Origin of the sequence: Duganella sp. 3397 (genome assembly GCF_031456625.1) — a bacterium.
Taxonomy (GTDB): domain Bacteria; phylum Pseudomonadota; class Gammaproteobacteria; order Burkholderiales; family Burkholderiaceae_D; genus Rugamonas; species Rugamonas phyllosphaerae.
Genome location: NZ_JAVDVB010000001.1, coordinates 1,000,682 through 1,017,400, shown reverse-complemented (window position 1 = coordinate 1,017,400; position 16,719 = coordinate 1,000,682). Strand labels below are relative to the sequence as shown.

Annotated in this window: 11 protein-coding genes; 5 read left to right on the top strand and 6 right to left on the bottom strand. The window is 63.5% G+C overall.

Going from position 1 to position 16,719, the window contains the following annotated elements; all coding sequences use genetic code 11:
* Positions 1-36: 36 nt before the first annotated feature.
* On the top strand, positions 37-2,727 hold the full coding sequence (locus J2X54_RS04395) for a bifunctional acetate--CoA ligase family protein/GNAT family N-acetyltransferase (RefSeq protein WP_310178278.1): 2,691 nt from the start codon (positions 37-39) through the stop codon (positions 2,725-2,727).
* A gap of 95 nt (positions 2,728-2,822) precedes the next feature.
* Here J2X54_RS04395 and J2X54_RS04390 read toward each other — a convergent pair whose 3' ends face one another.
* Complete coding sequence (locus J2X54_RS04390; RefSeq protein ID WP_310178276.1) at positions 2,823-3,542, bottom strand: NAD(P)-binding domain-containing protein; 720 nt, start codon at positions 3,540-3,542, stop codon at positions 2,823-2,825.
* A 206-nt stretch (positions 3,543-3,748) separates the two neighbouring features.
* Complete coding sequence (nhaR, locus tag J2X54_RS04385; RefSeq protein ID WP_310178274.1) at positions 3,749-4,669, bottom strand: transcriptional activator NhaR; 921 nt, start codon at positions 4,667-4,669, stop codon at positions 3,749-3,751.
* Between the two features lie 144 nt (positions 4,670-4,813).
* On the opposite strand from nhaR, the gene J2X54_RS04380 reads away from it, so the two are divergent.
* Both J2X54_RS04380 and J2X54_RS04375 read left to right on the top strand, forming a co-directional pair.
* A complete protein-coding gene (locus tag J2X54_RS04380; protein ID WP_070248485.1) occupies positions 4,814-5,770 on the top strand; it encodes a TerC family protein in 957 nt (318 codons plus the stop codon).
* Between the two features lie 55 nt (positions 5,771-5,825).
* Entirely contained in the window at positions 5,826-6,236 is a 411-nt protein-coding gene (locus J2X54_RS04375) for a TerB family tellurite resistance protein (protein WP_070248483.1), read from the top strand.
* 28 nt (positions 6,237-6,264) lie between these two features.
* On the opposite strand, the gene J2X54_RS04370 is transcribed toward J2X54_RS04375, so the two are convergent.
* Entirely contained in the window at positions 6,265-9,030 is a 2,766-nt protein-coding gene (locus J2X54_RS04370; RefSeq protein WP_310178273.1) for a pitrilysin family protein, read from the bottom strand.
* Positions 9,031-9,125: 95 nt separating this feature from the next.
* The gene (locus J2X54_RS04365) at positions 9,126-10,784 is read right to left on the bottom strand and encodes a M28 family metallopeptidase (RefSeq protein WP_310178272.1); all 1,659 of its coding nucleotides are present in this window, start codon (positions 10,782-10,784) and stop codon (positions 9,126-9,128) included.
* A gap of 153 nt (positions 10,785-10,937) precedes the next feature.
* On the opposite strand from J2X54_RS04365, the gene J2X54_RS04360 reads away from it, so the two are divergent.
* Complete coding sequence (locus tag J2X54_RS04360; RefSeq protein WP_310178271.1) at positions 10,938-11,741, top strand: DNA-formamidopyrimidine glycosylase family protein; 804 nt, start codon at positions 10,938-10,940, stop codon at positions 11,739-11,741.
* On the opposite strand, the gene J2X54_RS04355 is transcribed toward J2X54_RS04360, so the two are convergent.
* Positions 11,683-13,095, bottom strand: a complete 1,413-nt coding sequence (locus tag J2X54_RS04355; protein ID WP_070248554.1) for a GntP family permease — start codon at positions 13,093-13,095, stop codon at positions 11,683-11,685. The genes J2X54_RS04360 and J2X54_RS04355 overlap by 59 nt on opposite strands.
* 179 nt (positions 13,096-13,274) lie before the next feature.
* Between J2X54_RS04355 and J2X54_RS04350 the strand changes: the two genes are divergently transcribed.
* Positions 13,275-14,411 carry a branched-chain amino acid ABC transporter substrate-binding protein gene (locus J2X54_RS04350; RefSeq protein WP_310178268.1) on the top strand — a complete coding sequence of 379 codons (1,137 nt, stop codon included), beginning with the start codon at positions 13,275-13,277 and terminating at the stop codon, positions 14,409-14,411.
* A 180-nt stretch (positions 14,412-14,591) separates the two neighbouring features.
* Here the strand turns inward: J2X54_RS04350 and J2X54_RS04345 are convergent, their stop codons facing one another.
* Complete coding sequence (locus tag J2X54_RS04345) at positions 14,592-16,610, bottom strand: acyltransferase family protein (RefSeq protein ID WP_310178266.1); 2,019 nt, start codon at positions 16,608-16,610, stop codon at positions 14,592-14,594.
* Positions 16,611-16,719: the final 109 nt, after the last annotated feature.

Here is a 16,719-nt window from a genome sequence, read left to right as displayed (position 1 = left end):
AGCTGTGAACCAGGGCTTTTGCGCTATCATCGCCGCATGGATAACCACTACCTCACCCCGCTGTTCGCTCCCAAGTCCATCGTCGTCTTCGCCGGCCGCGATGACCAGCCGGACAGCCAGACCCAGACTCAGACAAGCTATGGCCGCAGCATTCGCGCCCAGCTTGAACAAGGCGGCTTCACCGGCCCGGTCAGCTATCTCGACATCGGCATGACCGGCACCCTGGCCGACCTGGCGCAGTCGCGCGCCGACCTGGCCGTGATCGCGCTGCCGCACGACCAGCTGGCGTTCGCGCTCGAGGTGGCCGGCCGCATCCAGTGCCGCGCAGCGCTGATCCTGTCGTCGAGTGTCGATCCGGCGCTGGCTGCGGCACTGGTTGCCATCGCCAAGCGCCACGAGATCCACCTGCTGGGCCCCAATTGCCTCGGTTACCAGCGCCCGCGCCTGCACCTGAACGCCAGCGTGGCCGGCCCGCTGGCCCGCCCCGGCAGCCTGGCGCTGATTTCGCAATCGGGCGCGCTGACCACCGCCATTCTCGACTGGGCCGACAAGAACGCCGTCGGTTTGTCGGCCGTGGTCTCGCTCGGCCCCAACACGGCGGTGGACCTGGCGCAAACCCTCGATTTTCTTGCCACCGATCCGGCTACCCAAAGCATCGTCATCTGCATGGAGGGGCTGACCAATGCGCGCCGCTTCCTCTCGGCGCTGCGCGGTGCGGCCAACACCAAGCCGGTGATCGTGCTCAAGGCGGGCAACGCCACCGCCGCCTCGCAGGCGGCGCTCACCCACTCGGGGGCGATGGTGCTCAGCGACGTGGTCTTCGATGCGGCGCTGCGCCGCACCGGCGCTGTGCGGGTGAAATCGTTCGTGCAGCTGTTCTCGGCCGCCAAATGCCTGGCATCGCGTTACCGGCCGGTGGGCCCTCGGCTGGCCGTGGTCACCAACGGCGGCGGCCCCGGCGTGCTGGCGGCCGACTGGATCCACGAACTGGGCCTGCAGCTCGCGCGCCTGTCCACCACCAGCATCGACGCACTGCGCCCGCTGGTGCCGGAACACGCCACGTTATCGAACCTGCTCGACCTGGGCGAAGACGCCAGCGCCGACGCCTACCGCGAAGCGGTGCTGGCCTGCGCGCGCGACAGCCAGGTCGATGGCATCCTGGTCATCTACTCGCCCAAGCTGGGCGGCGATCCGGCCGGCGTGGCCCGTGCCGTGAGCGCCCTGAACGCGGGCCTGGGCAAGCCGCTGCTCACCTGCTGGATGGGTGACAGCCAGGTAATCGAAGCGCGCCAGGTGATCAATACCGCTGGCCTCGCGACGTTCCGCACGCCCGAGGCGGCGGTCGATGGCTTCAGTAACATCGCCTCGTTCTACCAGAACCAGCAACTGCTGCATCAAACCCCGCCGCCGCTGTCGCAGCTGGCCGACCCGGACCTGGACGGCGCGCGCCTCTTGATCGAAAGCGTGCTGGCCGAGCGGCGCAAGGTGCTCACCGAGATGGAATCCAAAGCCTTGCTGGCCGCGTTTCACATCCCGATCACGCCCACCATGCTGGCGCGCAGCGCCACCGAGGCGGTGCTGATCGCCAGCCAGCTCGGCTACCCGGTGGCGATGAAGATCGACTCGCCCGATATCAGCCACAAGTCCGACGTGCAGGGCGTGGCGCTGAACGTGCTCACCGCCGCCGGCGTGCGCGACACCTACGACGACATGCTGGCCACCGTGCGCCGGCTGCGGCCCGACGCCACCATCAACGGCGTGACCTTGCAGAAGATGGCCGGCAAGCGTCATGGCCGCGAGCTGTTCATCGGCGTCTCCACCGACCGCCTGTTCGGCCCTGCGATCAGCTTCGGTGCCGGTGGCACCATGATCGAACTGATCGCCGACCGCGCCACCGAACTGCCGCCGCTGAACCAGTTCCTGGCGCAGCGCCTGATCGGCCGCGTGCGCGCCGCCGACACCCTGGGCGAATGGCGCGGCGCACCGCCAGCCCAGCGCGAAGCGATCGAACACATTCTGCTGCGGGTATCGGAAATGGTGTGCGAACTGCCGCAGCTGCGCGAGGTGGACATCAACCCGCTCATCGTCGACGAATACGGCGCGCTGGCAGTCGATGCGCGCATCGTCATCGATGCGGCGCCGCCGTCGTCGCACAAGTACGACCACCTGGCCATCCTGCCCTACCCGGCCGCCTACACCCAGCAATGGCCGCTGCGCGGCAGCGGCTTGTACACGCTGCGCCCGGTGCAGCCCGACGACGCCTTCATGCTGCAGGAGTTCGTGCGCGGCCTGTCGGAAAAATCGCGCTACTACCGCTTCGCCTCGTCGCTGCGCGAACTGTCGGTGCCCATGCTGGCCAAGTACACGCTGATCGACTACGACCGCGAAATGGCGCTCGTTGCCGTGCAGACGCTGCGCACGCCGGGCGCCGACGGCGGCTTCGTCGAAGCGGAGCGCATCCTGGGCGTATCGCGCTACATCGCCAACCCGGACGACAGCAGCGGCGAGTTTTCGCTGGTGGTGGACGACCGCTTCAGCGGCCAGGGCCTGGGAACGCGGCTGATGCTGGCGATCATGGACGTGGCGCGCGATAAAGGACTGAAGGAGCTCAACGGGCTGGTGCTGGTGAAGAACAGCGGCATGCTGAAACTGATGGCCAGCTTGGGGTTCCAGATCCGGCCGTACGAGGATGATCCGGATTTCCGGTTGTGCTCCAAGGCGCTGTGATTTAACAGCCAGGGTCGCGGAGTACGGCGCATGCCGCTTTGCACAGCCCCGCGATTATTCCTGGCACACTACCTGGCTAGGCTGCGACACCTTGCTCAGGTGAAGCCCTTTTCAGCCATTTCACGTTCGAGCTTGGCGTGATTTGCCAGGTATTCGGCGTGTTGCGCTTCGCTGCGTTGTGACCCCAGCTTGCTGAACAGCTCGCGCAGTTGATCGGCCGGCAGATCCGCACCGTAACATGGCGTCCCCGGTTGCTGACGCCAGGATTCGTGCAGGCTGCCGTCATCGACGGCGTCAAAGCCCATTTCTTCGACCAGCGCCATCACTTTTTGCTTGGCCCCAGCATCGTCGCCGGCGACCGGTAGTGCAATACGACCGGCAACACCCTTGGGCAAGCCCTTGGTTCGAATATGTTCAGCAAAAATGTTATTGAAGACCTTAATCACCGGACGGCCCAGATGTTGCTGCACCCACTCGCTTTCCGTGAGGGAACCGGACTCCAGCTCCGGCATGTGGCCGTCGCGAAGGATGGGGTAGTAGTTGCTCGTATCGATGACTGGCACGTCGGCGGCAATGCCGGTGAACAGATCTTTGGGTAACTGGGGAATATTTTTGAGTGGAATGGTGACCACGATAATGTCGCCATGCCGGGCAGCTTCCTGAATCGTCACAGGCTTTGCGCCTGTTTTTTGCGCCACGTCTTGCAGCGTTTCTGGCCCGCGGGAGTTGGCGATATGCACCGAATGTCCCAGGCTGACCAGTCGCACTGCCAGCGCGCTGCCGATATGACCGGCACCAATGATTCCAATATTCATAAAGTCCTCAAATTTAAAAAGTTATGCACGACGAAAAATTTCTCTGTGCAGTTAACAACTGCAACTCCGAGACACTTCTTCTTGCTGATGAATGCGTTGATCTTACACATCAACCCTGGGAGGAGTCGTACGGTTCTGTTGGGCAACCGGCCGACGCCCGACCAGGAAGATGACGAGGGCGAGACATTCGCGCCCGGCCCGGCCACTCACGCGGTAAGCGTCTGCCGCGCCGCCTGGCTGATCGCCTGCGTGGCCGGATGGCTCAAGCGGCGCTCGGTCGTAATCGCGTACACCTGCTCGCGCAGCGCCGGTATCGTCCCCACCAGCACCATGCCGGACTGGCCGTTGTGGGCGTCGGTCAGGGTTTCGGCAATCGCGACCGGGGCGAAGAACAGACCCGCGCCCGACTCGCCGAAGGCCTTGATCATGGCGCTGTCGTCGAACTCGCCCACCACGTGCAGGCGCGGCACGTGGGTGTGCAGCCACTGCATCAGCTTGGCGCGCACGGCGAAATCCTCGCCCGGCAGCAGCAGCGGCATATTGTTCAGGCAGGCTGGGAAATCACCGACCAGCGTGGCCGCCAGCGACGGCGCCGCGAATACGCCCAGCTCGCTCTCCCCCAGCAAGTGGTTGTAGCCGCGCACGCTCAGGTGGCTGGGCATGGGGCGGTCGGCGATGATCATGTCGAGCCGGTGGATCGCCATGTCGGCCAGCAACGCCGCCAGCCGCCCTTCGCGGCAGATCAGCCGGGTGGGTTCGGCGAGCGACAGCGCCGGCGCCACCAGCCGGCACGCCACCGCTTTCGACACCGAATCGGAGACGCCCACCCGGAAACTGCCGACTGTGGTGGTGGACTGGTCGCGCACCACGTCGAGCAGGGCGTCGCCGGCGCTGAAGATATCTTCGGCGTGGCGCAGCACGCGGTTGCCGGTCTCGGTCAGTTCCAGGCGCCGGCCCACGCGGCGAAACAATTCCACCCCCAGGGTGTCGGCAAACTCCGTCAACTGGCCCGAGATCGACTGCGGCGTCAGGTGCAACTGTTCGGCCGCCTTGGCGATGCTGCCGCTGCGCGCCACCATCCAGAAATAGCGTAAGTGTTTGTAGTTCAGGGCAGATACCGTCGCCATGCTTTTCTCCCAAGCTTTCCAATACATCGAAATTTACGATGAATTAGTAAAGTATATTCGAATTGTACGAACAATCGTACGCTCTTATGATGGCTACGGGTTGATCGATAACATTCATCTATTTTCATGCAAGGAGGACCGTCAATGACCGGATTAGAAAATATTGCCACGGCGCCCATGTGGGCCGGGTTCGTGGCGTTCGTGCTGGTGATGCTGGCGCTGGACCTGTGGGTCTTTGGCGGCAACAAGGCGCACAAGGTGTCGATCAAGGAAGCGGGCGCGTGGTCGCTGGGCTGGTTCAGCCTGGCGCTGCTGTTCAATGCAGGCCTCTGGTACTACCTGAAAGGGACCGTTGGCCCGGAAATCGCCGAGCAAAAGTCGCTCGAGTTCCTGTCCGGCTACCTGATCGAGAAAGCGCTGTCGGTCGATAACGTGTTTATCTTCCTGCTGATCTTTACCGCGTTCGGCGTCAAGCCCGAATACCAGCGCCGCGTGCTGATCTACGGCGTGCTCGGTGCGATCGTCATGCGGGCCGTGATGATTCTCGCTGGCGCCTGGGTGGTCAACGAGTTTAAATGGATACTGTACCTGTTCGGCGCGTTCCTGCTGTTCACGGGCCTGAAAATGCTCAAGGCGGTCGATGAAGAACCGGACGTCAAGAACAACCCGGTGCTGAAATGGGCACGCAAGGTGTTGCCGGTGTCGGAAGCTGACCACGGCGAGAAGTTCATCGTGACCAAGGACGGCAAGCGCTACGTGACCACGCTGTTTCTGGTGCTGATCCTGATCGAAGTGACCGACCTGATCTTCGCAGTCGATTCGATCCCGGCGATCTTCGCGATCACCTCCGATCCGTTCATCGTGTTCACGTCGAACATGTTTGCGATTCTGGGCTTGCGGGCGTTGTACTTCCTGCTGGCAGACGTGGCTGACCGTTTCCACCTGCTCAAGTATGGCCTGGCTCTGGTGCTCTGCTTCATCGGTCTGAAAATGCTGCTGCTGCCGTGGATCCACATCCCGGTGCACATCTCGCTGACCGTGGTGGCGTCGCTGATTGCTGGTAGCGTGATCGCCAGCCTGTACGCCACCCGCAAGAAGTAATCATTGCAACATGCCGGGCAAGTCCAGCTTGCCCGGCACATCAAAGGAAAAGACTATGCGACATTATGAAGAAAACAGTGCCAGCGCCGCTGGCCGTATCGTGGCCCTGGCGATGGTGGTCGATGGCGCGCTGGCGCCGTCCGAACTGCGCGCCCTCACCCGTTCGCACCTGCTCGAACACATCGACATCGACATCGATACCTTCCACGGCCTGCTCGAAGACCTGTGCAACGACTTGCTCACCAGCTCGGTCAAGCAGGGCCACGTGGAACTGGAACCGGCCACCATCGACAGCCTGCTGGCCGAAGTGACCGAGCCCGACCTGCGCCGCCGCCTGCTGCGGGCAATGTGGGCAATTGCCGACGCCGACGGCGTGCTGGCTGACGCCGAAGCCACCCTGCTGGCCCGCGCCTGCGCCATGTGGTCGGCGGAGTCGCGATTCATCAAGGAAAGCGCCGGCGCCTGACGCTGCAGGCAGCGCTTACAGGTAACCCTTACTGTACGTTGCCATCGGCATCGACCTTGCGCACCTCACCGAGCTTGAGTTCGCGCACGCCGGCCTCGATCTTCTTAACGTCCCCCACCACTACCCACACCAGCTTGCCCGGCTCGATCACGCGCTTGGCCAGCGCATTGGCGTCGGCCGGCGTCATCGACGTGATCTTGCCGGTAATGGTGTTGTAGTAGTCTTCCGGCAGCTGGTATTGCAGGATGGTGCTGTAGGCGCCGCCCAGCTGGCCGGCGGTCTCGAATGAGCCCGGCAGCGACAAGGTTGAATTGTCCTGGGCTTCGCTCAGCTCGGCCTGGGTGATCGGCTTGGCGCCGGCGATGTCGCCATACTCGCGCACCAGTTCCTGCAACGCTTCCTTGGTCTTGTCAGCTTGCACCGGCGACGTGCTCAGGTATAGGCCCTGGCCACGCGCCGGCAGCACGCTCGAGCGCACACCGTACGACCAGTGCTTGTCCTCGCGCAGGTTCATATTGATGCGCGAACCGAAGTTGCCGCCGAAGATGTTGTTGACCACGCTCAGTTGCACCGCTTCCGGGGCATTGCGTGGCGGCGCCAGTTGCACCGCGTAGATCATGCTTTGCTGCGCGCCCGGCTTGTCCATCAGGTACACGCTGGTTTTCTCCGGCTGCGCCACTTGCGCGATATTTTTCTTCGGCACGTCGCCAGCCTTCCAGCCGCCAAACGCTTTTTCCAGCTGCGGCAACACTTCCGCCAGGGTGGTGTCGCCCACCACCAGCAAGGTGGCGTTGTTGGGCTTGAACCAGCTCTGGTGATACTTGACCAGGTCGTCACGGGTAATGCGCAGCACCGACGCTTCGTTACCGCTGCCCGACAGCGGCAAACCATAGGCATGCTGCTTGCCGTAGACCAGGCCCGGAATCACGCGCAGCGCCATGGCCGACGGATTGGTTTTTTCCCGGCCGATGGCAGCGAGCTGATCCTTGCGCAGGCGGTCCAGTTCCTTCTGTTCGAAAGCCGGATGCAGCACCACGTCGGCATACACGTTCAGCGCTTGCGGCAAGGTGGCCTTGAGCGTGTTGAGCTGCACGAACGAACTGTCGAGGTTGTTGTTGCTGGAGATCTGCGCGCCCAGCGATTCGACTTCCTCGCTGATTTTTGCGGCGTTGCGCTTTTGCGTGCCTTCGTCGAGCATCGACAAGGTCAGGCTGGCCACCCCGGGCAGTTCATGCGAGTCCGACGAATAACCGGCATCGACGATCATCGACAGGTTGACCACGGGCGCGGCGTGGCGCTCGGCCAGCACCACTTTCAGGCCGTTCGACAAGGTGGCTTTTTGCATGGCCGGCAGCTTCAACGATTCGGCCTTGCCCAGCGCCGGCGGCTTGCTGCGGTCGAACTTGGCGGTGGTCGTGTAGTTGGTCGGGAACGGCTGCACGTCGAGCACATAGTCGCCGTCGGCCAGCCACGCGTTCATGGCCTGCTTGACGGACGCCGGCGTGGCCGCCTTGACCGCCTTCAGGTAATCCTTGTAGCAGTCGGGATTGCCGGTGTAGGTCTGGCAGCTGGCCAGCAAGTCGCTCTTGCCGCCGAAGCCGCCCACGCGTTCGACAATGCGGGTGTATTGCGCCAGGATCTTGGTCTTGGCAATCTCCAGCTCGGCGGCGGTGGGACCGCTTTTGAGCAGCGCCTGCAGTTCCTCGTCGGCCTGGCGTTCCATTTTGCCCGAGTCGGCGCCGGGACGGGCCGTGAGCACCATGTAGAACTGGCCGGCGATCTCGGACGTCGAGTTGCTGGTGTCCACGCTGGTGGCCAGCTGCTCCTTGTACACCAGGCGCTTGTACAGGCGCGAGGTCTTGCCCTCGCCCAGCACGTAGCCGCCCAGGTCCAGCAGCGGCTCGATCGGGCTCTTGGCGCCGGGCACGTTCCACACGCGGTAGATGCGCGCCTGCGGCACGCGGTCCTGCACCGTGCTGCGATGGGTGCCGGTGCGCTTGGCGATCCACTCGCTGTGCTTGGCCAGCGGTGGGCCAGCCGGAATGTCGCCGTAGTATTGTTCGACTTTTTTCAACGCGTCTTCGGGTGTGATGTCACCCGACAGCACCAGCGTGGTGTTGTTGGGACCGTAGTTGGTCTTGAACCACTCGGTCACGTCGGCCATGCTGGCCGCGTCGAGGTCGGCCATCGAGCCGATCGTGGTCCACGAGTACGGGTGGCCGACCGGCCAGGTGTTTTCGGTGAGCAGCTGGCGCGTCACGCCGTACGGCTGGTTCTCGCCCTGGCGCTTTTCGTTTTGCACCACGCCGCGCTGCAGGTCGAGCTTCTTCTGGTCGAGCACGCCGAGCAGGTGGCCCATGCGATCGCTCTCGGCAAACAGCGCGTAGTCGAGCATCGAGGTCGGCACGTTCTGGAAGTAGTTGGTGCGGTCGGGATTGGTGGTGCCGTTGAGGTCGGTCGCGCCGATGCGCTGCAAGGCGTTCAGGTAGGTCTGGTTAAAATTGTCGCTGCCGCTGAACATCAGGTGTTCGAACAGGTGGGCAAAGCCGGTCTTGCCCGGTTTTTCATTCTTGGAACCCACGTGGTACCAGGTGTTGATCGCCACCACCGGCGTCTTGTGGTCTTCGTGCACCAGCAGGGTCAGGCCGTTCTTGAGTACAAACTTTTTGTAGGGAATATCGGGAATGGCGATATCGGCCTTGGCGACAGGCTTGACGTCGGCCGCATGGACGGACGCAGCGGAGAAGACGGCGATGGACGCCGCAAGGATGGTGCGGCGAAGCGAAATGGTCATGCACTGGCTCCTGAAAGAAAAAGCGCGCCGGCATCAGTGCCGGCGCGCTTTTATTCTATTGCAAATCGGAAAAAGTTAGAAATAATATAAACCGATTATTTTCTCTCAGCGGCAGTCTTGTCGCGCGCCGCGCGGAACTCGGCGTCGCTGGCCCAGTTCGGCCACGATTTGCCGTCGGCCAGGTCGCGGCCCAGCGCGTACAACATGCCCAGGTCGTGCGCCATGCCGGTAAACTCCCACTTGGGGCTCCACTCGTCGGACGGCTGGTGGTAGTTGTCGGTGGTGTAGGCCTGCTCGGTCTTCTTGCCGGCGGCGATGCCGCCGTCCACCCAGTCGTTACCCGAACCGTAAGAGAACGCCGGCACGCCGCGCTTGGCGAACGGGAAGTGGTCGGAGCGGAAGAAGTAGCCGGCTTCCGGCTTCGGATCGGGCGAATACGCCAGGTTCCATTGCCTGGCCTTGGCCACCAGCTGGTCCAGCAGGTCGAGCCTGGCGCTGCCCGAGATGGTGAAGTTACGCGACAAACCGTGCGGGCTCAATGCATCCATATTGATCACGCCAACCGTGGTGGCCAGCGGGTACAGCGGGTACGACGCGTAGTACTCGGAGCCGAGCAGGCCCTTCTCTTCGGCCGTCACGGCCAGGAACAGCACGCTGCGGGCGGGCTTGGGCGCCTTGCCGTAGGCGCGCGCCAGTTCCAGCATGGCGGCCAGACCCGTGCCGTTGTCCACCGCGCCGTTGTAGATCTTGTCGCCCTTGGCGTCGGGCTGGCCCACGCCCAGGTGGTCCCAGTGGCCGCTGTAGATGACGCTCTGGTCCGGGTGGCTGGCGCCTACCACGCGCGCGGCGACGTTTTTAGACGTGATCACTTGCGCGTCCACCGCGTACTTGCCCGACAGCGTCACGTCCTTCAGTTGCACCGGCTTGAAGTCGCGCGTTTGCGCCAGTTTTTTCAGCGCCTCGAAATCCTGGCCGCCGCGCTTGAACAGGTCTGCCGCCAGGTCGCGCTGTATCCACGCTTCCACCGGGGCATGCGCCTCGGCCGGGTTCTTGCGCACGATGTCGTACATGACGTTGGTATTCGAGTTTTTCACCGTGGCCCACCCGTACGAGGCCGGTGCGGTTTCGTGCACGATGATGGTGCCCAATGCGCCGCGGCGCGCCATTTCCTCGAACTTGTAGGTCCAGCGGCCGTAATAGGTCATGGCCTTGCCGCCGAACTCGCCCTGGCCGGTCTCGAAATCGGGATCGTTGATCAACACCACGGCCAGCTTGCCCTTCAAATCGACACCCTTGAAGTCGTCCCACTTGCGCTCGGGCGCGGTCACACCGTAACCGACAAACACCAGCGGCGCATCCTTGAAGTCCACCAGCTTGCTGCCGCTCATCGACGCACGCACGGCCAGGTCGTCGCCCTGCCTGAGCGCGTGCGTGCCCTTGGCGTCGCGCACGGACAGCGCGACCGGGCCCTTGATCTCGAAGCGGCCCAGCGGCACGTCCTGGGTCCAGGCGCGCTCGCCCGGTTTACCCTTGACCGGATCGCCGCCAGGCTGCAGGCCGGCCGCCTTGAACTGCTGCACCAGGTAGTCGACGGTGAGGGTCTCGCCGGCGGTGTTGGGGCCGCGTCCTTCGAACTTGTCGGACGAGAGCACCTTGACGTCCTGCGACAGGCGCTTGGCATCGAACTCGGGGCCGTTGGCGGCATGGACGATGCCGGCAGACAGCAGTGCGGCAATGATCAGCGTGTGTTTCAAATCTGGCTCCTCGGTAGTTTGCAACGAAGAACGAATATGACATGAAATACTTGTGGTCGCAATGGTGGGCCGTATTGGTGTCAGTGCAGCAGCGTACAGCCCGCGTGACCGACGCGGTGCACACTGGACGCTACGTCAACGTGGAGAACCGCCATGCCCGAAGGACCATCGATCGTCATCCTGCGCGAGCAGGTCGCGCAATTCGAAGGCCGCACCATCGTGCGCGCCGAAGGCAGCAGCAAGGATGTCGCGATGGACGAGCTGGCCGGCCAGCCAGTCCTGGCGCTGCGCAGCTTCGGCAAGCATTTTTTGATACGGCTGGGCGACCGCGCACTGCGCATCCATTTGCTGATGTTCGGCACGTACCTGATCAACGAGACCAAGGCTGCCGGCCGCGCCGGGCCGCGCCTGAGCCTGTTCTTTGACGACGGCAGCGCGCTGCATTTTTATACGTGCTCGATCAAGACCATCTCCGACGACCTCGACAACGAATACGACTGGCGCGGCGACGTCATGAACGACGCCTGGTCGGCGGCGCTGGCGCTGAAAAAACTGCGCACGCAACCCGGTACGCTGGCGTGCGACGCCCTGCTCGATCAAACCATTTTTGCCGGCGTGGGCAACATCATCAAGAACGAAGTGCTGTTCCGGGTGCGCATCCATCCACTGTCGACGGTCGGCGACATCCCGGCGGCCAAATTACGCGAACTGTTGGCGCAGGCGCGCGAGTACAGCTTCGATTTTCTGGAATGGAAAAAAGCCGGCACGCTCAAGCAGCACTGGCTGGCGCACACCAGGAAAATCTGCCCGCGCTGCAATATCTCGTTCCTGCGCGGGCACCTGGGCAAGACCGCGCGACGCAGCTTTTACTGCGCCCGCTGCCAGTTGCAATATCCGCTTACACCACCCCGGTCAGGTAGTACACCGCGATCACGAAAAACACCGCCAGCGTCTTGATCACGGTGATGCCGAAGATCTCGCCGTACGACTGCTTGTGGGTCAGGCCCGTGACCGCCAGCAGCGTGATCACGGCGCCGTTGTGCGGCAGGGTATCCATGCCGCCGCTGGCCATCGACACCACCCGGTGCAGCACTTCGAGCGGAATTTGCGCCGCTTCCGCCGCGCGGATGAACTGGTCCGACATGGCAGCCAGTGCAATGCTCATGCCGCCCGACGCCGAGCCGGTAATGCCGGCCAGCGTGGTGACGGACACGGCCGCGTTGATCAGCGGATCGGGCACGCTTTTGAGCGCGCTGCTCACCGCCAGAAAGCCCGGCAGCGCCGCGATCACGCCGCCGAAACCGTACTCGGACGCGGTGTTCATCGCTGCCAGCAAGGCGCCGCCGACAGCGGCCTTGGTGCCCTCGGCAAAGGCGTCACGCACGCGGTTAAACGCGGTGACCAGCACAAACACGATACCGAGCAGCAGCGCGCCCTCGACGGCCCAGATGCCGATCACGGTCTTGATGGGTAGCGTGATGGCGGTGTGCAGGCCTGGCAAGGCGTCTGCCGTGAGCGCGTAGTTGTCGCCGTACCAGTGCGGGATCATCTTGGTGAGCGCGAAGTTGACCACGCCAACCAGCACCAGCGGCGCGATCGACAGCAGCGGGTGCGGCAGGCCGGTGCGGGCAACTGCCGGCTGGTTATCCGCCTTGGCTTCGGCAGCGCTGCCGCCATAGCCTTCGCCGGTGGCCATCACCTTGCGGCGGCGCCATTCCAGGTACAGCAGGCCGGCCGTGAGCATGGCGATACTGCCGATCACACCGAGCCACGGCGCGGCCCAGCCGGTGGTCTTGAAAAAGGTGGTGGGAATGATGTTCTGGATTTGCGGGGTGCCCGGCAGGGTGTCCATGGTGAACGAGAACGCGCCGAGCGCAATCGCGCCGGGCATGAGCCGCTTGGGAATATTGCTTTGACGGTAGAGTTCGGCAGCAAATGGGTACACCGCAAACACCACCACGAACAGCGAGACGCCGCCGTAGGTCAGCAGCGCGCACACCAGCACGATCACGGCATTGGCGCGGGTGCGGCCGATGTAGCGGATCGCCGCCACCACGATGGACTCGGAAAAGCCGGAGATCTCGATCAGCTTGCCGAACACGGCGCCAAGCAAAAACACCGGGAAGTATAGTTTGACGAAGCCGACCAGCTTTTCCATGAAGATGCCGGAAAACACCGGCGCCACTGCGCCAGGGTCGGTCAGCAACACCGCACCCAGCGCGGCAATCGGCGCAAATAAAATCACGCTGTAGCCGCGATAGGCGGCCAACATCAAGAAACCTAGTGCTGCAAGAACAATCAGGAACGACATGCCGCCTCCGTAGAAATATTGGTCTGCGAACATTCTAGTCTTAAAAGCAACGAGCTCATCGGCGTAAAGCGCCAGCCATGCAATAATTAGTCGACAACCGCCTCAGCAAAACAACACTGCGATCCATCAATCCGTCATTCCCGCGCAGGCGGGAATCCATAGAACGCCACAGGACTCCTATGCGCCTGCCCCTACTGCTGTTACTCGCCAGCCTCAACGCTCATGCACAAAAGGCCCCCGTCAACCAGGTCCGCATCGGCGTTGCCGCCCCGCTCTCCGGCGCCAGCGCCCACATGGGCAAGGACATCGAAAACGGCGCCCGCATGGCAGTTGACGACCTCAACGCCACCGGCCCGCAAATCGGCGGTCGCAACGTGCGCTTCGTGTTGCAGGTGGAGGACGACGGCGCCGATCCCAAGCAGGGCACGGCGGTGGCGCAAAAGCTGGTCGATGCCGAGGTGGCCGGCGTGGTCGGCCACCTCAATTCCGGCACCAGCGTGCCGGCCTCGCGCATTTACGCCGCCGCCGGCATCCCGCAAATTACGCCGGCCGCCACCACGCCGCTCTACACGCGCCAGGGATTCCAGACTGCGTTCAGGCTGGTGGCCAACGACAACAAGATCGGCGAAGTGCTGGGCCGCTACGCGGTGCACACGCTCAAGGCGCGCCGCATTGCCGTGATCGACGACCGTACCGCGTTCGGCCAGGGCCTGGCCGATGCATTTTTGAAAGGCGTGCGCGCCCAGGGCACGGCGGCGGACGCCGTCAGCCGCCAGTACACCACCGACCGCGCCACCGACTTCAACGCCATCCTCACCCAGATCAAGGCGCGCCAGCCCGACCTGATCTTTTTTGGCGGCATGGACGCGGTGGCCGGTCCCATGCTCAAGCAGATGAAGGCGCTGGGCATGAACCTGCGGTTCCTCAGCGGCGACGGCATCTGCTCCGAGCGCCTGCCCGAACTGGCTGGCGACGCCCTGGCCGACAACCAGCTCACCTGCGCGGTGGCCGGCGGCGTGACCGGCAACTACGACGTGGGCTACCGCGCCTTCGTGGACCGGTACCAGCAGCGCTACAAGCTGCCCCTGCAAACCTATGCGCCGTATGCCTACGACGCCGTGATGCTGCTGGCCAAGTCGATGCAGGCAGCCGGCACCGCCGTGCCGAAACAGTACTTGCCCGAACTGGCAAGGATCAAATACCAGGGCGTGACCGGCGCCATCGGCTTCGACCGCTACGGCGACCTGGCCAACCCGGCCGTCACCTTGTACACCTACCGGGGCGGGCGCAAGACGCGCATCGATATCCTGCACTAGCAGCCTGTGGGACTTGGGGCGTCAGAGCGAAAAAATAGCTGGTCGAGGGCCGACCTTGTCGATTTCGCAGCGCTCATAGCGGGCTATGGGCCGAGAAAGCGGCCAAATATGGAGCGATCCAGGTATTTTTGCAACTGAAGATCCCAAGTCCGGCAGGCTGCTAGCCGCGCAACAGCAAGGCTAAGGAAGTTCTGACAGCGCCTGTTCGAGCTCGCCCGGATGGCGCTTGCGATAAGCGCGGTAGTAGATGGCGCTGCCGCCGGCCCCCAGATGGCCGCGATCGTTGTGGGCATACAGGCCGGTGCCAGCGATGTCCGCATGGCATCGCTGCGCATCGCACGGCACGTCGTAGGTATGCAGCCTGGCGGTGAGCGGAAAGCGCGCGCGTAGGTCGGACAGGATGGCATCGATGTCGCGGTAGCGCACGTCCGCCTCGGCGCGCGGGAAACTGCAATCGTCGTGCGCATGACCGGGCAGGTACACGCGGTTCGATACGCAGTTTTCCAGTTGCACGGGAAGCAGCGGCAGGTCGTCGAGGAATACCACGCGCTTGCCTGCCGCTTGCAGCTTGCTGATCGTGAGCGCCAGCTCGGTGTTGATCTGGCCCGGCATGAAACCGTGGCCGGTCGGTTGCACTCCGGCGCCGGTACCGGTGTTATGGTACAAATCCCACACTGCCGACATGAAGACCAACGAGATCTCCGGCTGCGACAACACCCAGGCGATGGTGTTGCGGCCATGTTCGCGGCATTCCTCGGCGTGTTGCTGGAAGCCGGGATCACCGGCCCGGGCGGGACTGTTCTCGATCGGCGCGCACATGGTAAAAGTCATGTCGTGAATGGCCAGACCATGTTCCTGACCCAGTTGATCCATGAAATCGATCAGGTGGTAGGCGTGGCTGTCACCGAGCAATACCGCCTTGCGCGGTGACGCAGCGTTGCCCACCGTGCACTGCGCGGCTGGGGTCACGCCAACCTGGCTCCAGCACTGTTTGGCGCGCGGCCGGTCGAACACGGTGCTGCCAGCCTCGGCATTGTCCTGCTGGTAGCGCGCCGGATACCAGGCCATGAAATTGTCGGTCTTGCGGGCCACCTGCAGCAGCACTACCACGGTCAGCACCGGCAGCAGGAACAGCAAAACAAAGGTTTTCAACGGCGACCAGCGCGCGCGCCGAAGCGGGTTTTCCACCAAGTAGTGGGTAGCCACGGCCAGCACCAGCGACAAGCCCAGTGCAGCGGTCATTGCCCCCGCCGAATGCCAGCCGAGGCGGCCAAACGCAAAGATGACCGGCCAGTGCCACAGGTACAGCACGTACGAGATCTTGCCCAAGAACACAGCCACGCGGTTGTTCAGCAGGCCGCGGCAGTAACGGGCGCCCTCGATACCGACGATCACCAGCACCGCGCCCAAGCACGGCCACAAGGCGTTTATCCCCGGCATGGTCGTGCTGGCGTGGTAGCGCGAGCCACATACCAGGATGACCGCCAGTCCTGCCAGCAGCAGCACGTCGTACCACGCGCGCCGGGCCGTGACCGGAAAACTGCGCAAGGCAAACACCAGCACCACGCCGCACAGCAATTCAAACAGCCGTCCCTGCAGGTAAAAGTAGGCGCCTGGGGTGGCGCGGCTTACGTCGGACCACGACCAGGCCAGGGCGGCGGCCCACAACCCGGCTACCAATGCCAGCTTGACGCTGGCGCGCAGCCGGGCCACCAGGATCAGCAGCAGCGGCACGACCAGGTAGAACTGTTCCTCGACCGATAGCGACCAGGTGTGCAGCAACGGGTGCTTATCGGCCTGCAAGTCGAAATAGCCGGTCTGTCTGGCCAGGAAGATATTCGCGTTCAACAGCAACACCGCTCGAATGCTCTTGAGTAGGGTGAGATTGCTACCCGGGAAGTTGTACACCAGGCAGAACACCAGGGTTGCCGCCATCACCAGCAGCAGGGCCGGCGCCAGGCGCTTGAGCCGCCGAGTATAAAATTGCTTGAGACTGAAAGTGTCGGCCTGCTGGCCGTCCAGGATCGACCGGCACACGACGTAGCCGGAAATGACAAAGAACACGTCCACGCCGATGTACCCGCCGGCCACCGCACTGAACCGGGCGTGGCATAACAGCACCAGCACCACGGCCAAGGCGCGCAAGCCATCGATTTCGGGGAGGTAGCGAGTGGAATGGGGAGCTGGTGCTGTGGTCATAGGATGAAGCGTGTGGCCTGTGGCGCCGATTGCTCATTAGAATAAAGGCAGCATTATAGGCTTGCCAATAACAGTAGCGTGCGCCCGGCCTGGTGGGCCTACCCTGTCT

Excerpts from the sequence above, each read along its gene's own strand:
- J2X54_RS04395 (WP_310178278.1), top strand. The coding sequence starts at position 37 with ATGGATAACCACTACCTCACCCCGCTGTTCGCTCCCAAGTCCATCGTC.
- J2X54_RS04390 (WP_310178276.1), bottom strand. The coding sequence starts at position 3,542 with ATGAATATTGGAATCATTGGTGCCGGTCATATCGGCAGCGCGCTGGCA.
- nhaR (WP_310178274.1), bottom strand. The coding sequence starts at position 4,669 with ATGGCGACGGTATCTGCCCTGAACTACAAACACTTACGCTATTTCTGG.
- J2X54_RS04380 (WP_070248485.1), top strand. The coding sequence starts at position 4,814 with ATGACCGGATTAGAAAATATTGCCACGGCGCCCATGTGGGCCGGGTTC.
- J2X54_RS04375 (WP_070248483.1), top strand. The coding sequence starts at position 5,826 with ATGCGACATTATGAAGAAAACAGTGCCAGCGCCGCTGGCCGTATCGTG.
- J2X54_RS04370 (WP_310178273.1), bottom strand. The coding sequence starts at position 9,030 with ATGACCATTTCGCTTCGCCGCACCATCCTTGCGGCGTCCATCGCCGTC.
- J2X54_RS04360 (WP_310178271.1), top strand. The coding sequence starts at position 10,938 with ATGCCCGAAGGACCATCGATCGTCATCCTGCGCGAGCAGGTCGCGCAA.
- J2X54_RS04355 (WP_070248554.1), bottom strand. The coding sequence starts at position 13,095 with ATGTCGTTCCTGATTGTTCTTGCAGCACTAGGTTTCTTGATGTTGGCC.
- J2X54_RS04350 (WP_310178268.1), top strand. The coding sequence starts at position 13,275 with ATGCGCCTGCCCCTACTGCTGTTACTCGCCAGCCTCAACGCTCATGCA.
- J2X54_RS04345 (WP_310178266.1), bottom strand. The coding sequence starts at position 16,610 with ATGACCACAGCACCAGCTCCCCATTCCACTCGCTACCTCCCCGAAATC.